Annotated in this window: 4 protein-coding genes and 1 pseudogene; 1 reads left to right on the forward strand and 4 read right to left on the reverse strand. The window is 45.4% G+C overall.

Annotated features, from left to right (window positions below):
• The 4 genes from ACBR23_RS21885 to ACBR23_RS21900 all read right to left on the reverse strand — a co-directional run.
• The coding region (locus ACBR23_RS21885; RefSeq protein ID WP_371118186.1) for a MerR family DNA-binding transcriptional regulator at positions 1-149 on the reverse strand (149 nt) is incomplete at its 3' end.
• Positions 150-234: 85 nt separating this feature from the next.
• Positions 235-2,004, reverse strand: coding sequence for a precorrin-3B C(17)-methyltransferase (cobJ, locus tag ACBR23_RS21890; RefSeq protein ID WP_371120421.1), 1,770 nt, complete (start codon positions 2,002-2,004; stop codon positions 235-237).
• Positions 2,005-2,353: 349 nt separating this feature from the next.
• Positions 2,354-2,980: a COP23 domain-containing protein gene (locus ACBR23_RS21895; protein WP_371118184.1), complete on the reverse strand. Its 627-nt coding sequence runs from the start codon at positions 2,978-2,980 to the stop codon at positions 2,354-2,356.
• A 293-nt stretch (positions 2,981-3,273) separates the two neighbouring features.
• A complete protein-coding gene (locus ACBR23_RS21900) occupies positions 3,274-3,882 on the reverse strand; it encodes a COP23 domain-containing protein (RefSeq protein WP_371118185.1) in 609 nt (202 codons plus the stop codon).
• Positions 3,883-4,282: 400 nt separating this feature from the next.
• Here ACBR23_RS21900 and ACBR23_RS21905 point away from each other — a divergent pair.
• Positions 4,283-5,070: pseudogene (locus ACBR23_RS21905) on the forward strand (hypothetical protein); the annotation flags it as partial.

The raw sequence follows: 5,070 nt of genomic DNA on the forward strand, positions 1-5,070 counted from the left end.
TTTTGTTTGAGATATTCGGCGATATCGTAACGTCTTTGTCCTGCCTCGGTTTTGATGGTCTTGATGAGGCCATCTTCTGACCATCGGGCAAGGGTTCTGGGGTTAACTCCCAAAGCGTTAGCTGCTTTTCTTGGTGTGACATACGGCATGGCATTCTCGTGGAAGAATACTTTTGATTTTATCTGAGTTTGTCCGTTATGTCTACTATGTCCGTTGAAGTCGTGTAAACTGCCTTTAGGTCACACGTCTGGGGGTGTAAACCCAAACATCTCCATATTTGCGAGGAATAATCCGAGTCTGACTGGAACCAATAATTACCAAAGTTCTCATATCCGCGTCTTCGGGCTGGAATTCACCGAGTGTACAAACGCGCACGGATTGTCCAATTCTGCCGAGGTTTCTACCTAGTATTACGGGGGTTTGAGTCGATCGACTTTGCAACAAAATTTCGATCGCCTTAGACAATTGCCAAATCCGCTGTTTCGAGATGGGATTGTAGAATGCAATCACTAAATCAGCAGCCGCAGCCGCAGCAATTCGCTGTTCAATCACCTCCCAAGGCTTGAGAATATCCGAAAGCGAGATCGCGCAAAAATCGTGTCCCAGAGGTGCTCCGATGGCAGCCGCGGCGGCCTGCATGGCAGAAATCCCCGGTGCGACACGGATATCGATACCATCCCATTCTGGTTTGCTATCGAGGTCGATCGCCTCAAACACCGCCGCCGCCATGGCAAAAATCCCCGGATCTCCCGACGAAACCACGGCGACAGATTTTCCCGATGCTGCTAAATCTAGGGCAAAACGCGCGCGATCGATCTCTTGGCGGTTGTCAGAATCGTGTCGTTGCTGGCCTGGACGCAGGGTTCCTGCCAAATCAAGATAGAACTTGTAACCTACCCAATCCGTAGCTTCCCGCAGAATTTCCTTAACTTCCGGGGACATCCAAGGCGCGCCGCCTGGCCCAGTACCGACGATCGCCAGTTGTCCGCGACTAATGCCGATCGCCTCAGCATCTAGGGGTTGGGCTGCCACGGCGATGACGCAACTGAGTTGGTTGAGGCGATCGTACCCGACTAACTGACTGTTAGCACCGGCTGCTGTCAGGGCAATTTGTGCCGCCGTCACATCAAAATTTGCGTTATATTCTATTAATTTAACCGAGTCAAATTCTGTCAGTTCTGATAGATTGAAGAAACGGACGGGGGCTTTAAAATAATCTGAAATCGCTGTCAGCGCCGGATTGCCCATGTCATTTTTTATGGCAAATATTCCCGAAATTGAAGCTAGGGATAAACCGGATTTTGCCAAGACTTGCTGGATAAGTAAAATCGCTATTTCTGGCTGAATATTGGATATTTGCGTGAGGGCGACTGTCACTGTTTTAGGATGGTAAACCAAACAATCTGGTGTTGGTTTTATGGCTTTTTCGGTGATGTGAATAGTCAATTTTGCGTCGGGGTCGATCGGCAAATTACTCTCCAAGAGCCAGTTGGCTGCGCCTTCAATGCGTACTTTTGCCCCGGCGAGCAAATTTGAAATAAAAGTTTTGGCATCCTCTGGATTGGCCAAATTATAGCCCTGGGGAGGACTGAGTAGGGCGGTGCGAAACCGGATATCTCCGGTAGTGGTGATGGCTGGCTGCACGCCGAGGGCTTGGGAAATTTCTCTGGCTAAGTCATTCACCCCGTGCAAACCGCCCAACAATGGTACAACGGCGCTGCCATCTTCGGCTACGGCTAAGACAGGGGGTTCGGCGCGTTTGTCTGACAGCAGTGGGGCGAGGGTGCGAATCAGAATTCCGGCGGCGCAGATGCCGATAATTGGGGTTTCGGTTGTAAATAATTCCCGCAAGGTTTCGCCGAAGTTGGTAATGTTGATATCGGCATCGGTTGTGCGATCGCTCAAACCGTAAATCAGTGAACCGGGGAAAAGTGTGGCGATTTTGCGGGCGATCGGCTGGCTGTTTTGACCTAAAATTACAATGGCGGGAGAAACTCGATTCACTGTTGTCTGTATGGCTATGTTTGCATTTGTTTCTTTATTTTAATCGCTTTTTAGTCAAATAATATTTATTTAATCAACCGCGAAGATGCAAAGGGCGTGAAGGAAGATTTAGCATAAAAGCAAATTTTTGGTAGTGTTTTATGACTAATTACTTTGATTAAAATTCAGTATAAATGACAGATTCCCAGGCTCTTCCTGGGAATCTGTTAATGACTAAATTCCTTACTACCAACAAATTATATCGTTTCCGGCTACATCGGAATGATTTAACCGCAGAGAACACAGAGGACACAGAGGGAGAGAATAGAGATCTGAATTATTCAGATGCTACCGGATTTGATATTAAATATTAAATACCCCGATCGCTCTCTGGTTTTTCGGCGGGAACAGATGGTTTGTTTGTAGTTGAATGAAAAGAGCGATCGACCAAATCGCCAAAGGGAATAAACTGCTGGGAAGATAATTGCTCTGGATTTCTGGTTCTCAAAACTGTTACCTGTCCACCGCCATCTTGGGCGAAATTAATTAATCTGCTTAAAACTTCACTGGGATTTTTAGCATTTTTGCTATCCAGGGTGAACAAGATATTTTGAGAATTGCAACGCCCTCTTCCATTCACATAACAAACCACAGGGAGGTTATTAATCGTACCTGTTGTTAACTGTAAGTTGGTCAAGCGCCCGCCGTTGTCCGCAACTGCTTTGGTCAATCTGTTGGAAACAATCTGACAGCGCTGCCAAGGTGTAAATTCTGGTCCGAATTCCCTAGATTTCCACAGAATTATGGGATCTGTCGTCACATTTCCCCGTCGCGCAATAGTCACAAAATTCCTACCGGAAGTAACGCACTGAAATGTTGTTGTAGTGTCATTTAAAGTATTGGTGATCAGCCGAGTTTTTCCTTGATCTGCCAATGCAGCAGTACCGGTCAAAACTAAAGCGGATGCTAATAAAGGTGCGACAAATTTTAATTTCATGATAACTCCTGGATCTGAGGCAGGTAGATTTATGTAGGAAGTCATATTTGTAGGTACACTGCTGTTGAGTGTTCCTACATATTTTAGATTCTGCTAGTTGGTAGTTGCATCCGGATATATTTTAGTGGATTTACGCCCACACCGATCGCCCTTAAATCCTCGACTTCTCACACCCCAAGCACAAATCCCCGACTTCTGGGAAAGGAGAAGTCGGGGATTATAGTCTCGGAGGCTTAAATTCGCTTTCTTAAGCTAATTTTGTGCTTGTTCCTGTGCCTGCATAAGTCCTGTACTTAAATACCTCGATTGCTTGGTTGGGCTTTCACAGGCGCTGGGGCTGTATTCAAAGCTCGATCGACTAAATCTTGCAAAGAAACGTACTGCTGTTCCGGTTCATCAGTAGGACGAGTTCTGGAAACTACGGCTTCACCAACACCGTTTTCGGCAAAATTGACCAAACGGGTGAGCACGGCACCAGGATTGCTGGCATTTTTGCGGTCAAGAGTAAATAGTGTATTGCTAGAGTTGCAGCGTCCACGTCCGCTCACGAAACAAACAACGGGTAGGCTATTAACAGTACCTGTAGTTAACAGTAAATTACTTAAGCTTCCGCCATTATTAGCAACCGCTTGTGTCAATCTTCTGGAAACCGCTTGACAGCGCTGGCTGGGAGTAAACTCGCGACCAAATTCTGTGGTGCGCCACAGAATTATCGGGTCGGTGGTACGATTTCCTCGCTTGGCAATTGTTGCTAAGTTTCGACCTGAACCAACACATTGAAATACTGTCGTTTCGTTAGCAACCAAAGTGGCTGGACCAGCTTGCACTGTTGTTGCAGTTACCATAGTGCCCGATACTGCTAGTGCAGATAACAATATTTGTGCAATCAATTGAGATTTCATGAAAACTCCTCTTTTTTGGATGTGGTAGATGATTTTTAAATTCTCATCTAACCGTTACCTATTGATCTGAATATAGTTTTAATATTCGCCAGTATCCTCACCCTTCCGGGTGATAAATAGCTGTTTTTTTAAAGGATTTAAAAGTATTTAAATCGTCCTGATTTACAATAAATATTACCGAATATACAAAGTTTTATCTGTTTTGTTTAAAATTCAAAAAAATAGTTAATATACTGTTAAAAACATGATTTTCAGGACAAAATATATTTTTTTGTTCCGGGACAATCAGGAAACTGTGGCTACACAAAATTTCGTATTGTTGTGCAGACAAGGGATATAAAATGGTAATAAACCTGATAAAATTAGGTTAGTACAGACTCTCTATTAGCTGCGATTGAGAATGATAAAATTTTTAGCCTTAGTTGTGTTGGCGATGATTTTGGCGATCGCTCCTGTAGCTATTGCCGCCCAACCTTTGTTTGTGGCTTATCCTCCTCCTAATCACCAGACTACAGTCGATCGCATTTTTTTAATTGGCACAGCACCACCATCGGGACAAGTCTTGGTAAATGGCAACCAGATTCCCCGCACTCAAGCCGGTCATTTTGCCCCCACTTTTCCCCTACAAGTGGGAGAAAATGTCTTTATACTGCGTTACAAAAATCAGGAAGTGAAAATTAAGGTGACGCGCCAGCCAAGTCAGGCAACAATTCCTTTAGGATTGGCTTTTGCCAAGGATTCTCTGACACCGAAAGTTGATGTGGCAACTTTGCCGGGGGAATATATTTGCTTTGGGGCGATCGCACCTATGAATGCTCAGGTTTCGGTAAAATTGGCTGGGGAAATTATTCCTTTAAAAGCGCGATCGCAAGTTGAATTGCCAGATAATAAATCTGTATTATTAGGCGAAAATTCTCCTATTAAAACTGGTACTCAACAATATCAAGGCTGCGCTAAAACCCCCCCCAACCCCCCCTTAGTAAGGGGGGGCATTGAGTCGGATACCCCCTTGCTAAGGGGGGGCATTGAGTCGGATACCCCCTTGCTAAGGGGGGGCATTGAGTCGGACACCTCTTTGGCAAGAGGCATTGAGTCGGACACCTCTTTGGCAAGAGGCATTGAGTCGGACACCTCTTTGGCAAGAGGCATTGAGTCGGACACCTCTTTGGCAAGAGGCATTGAGTCGGA

Origin of the sequence: Microcoleus sp., assembly GCF_041354475.1 — a bacterium.
Lineage (GTDB): Bacteria > Cyanobacteriota > Cyanobacteriia > Cyanobacteriales > Microcoleaceae > Microcoleus.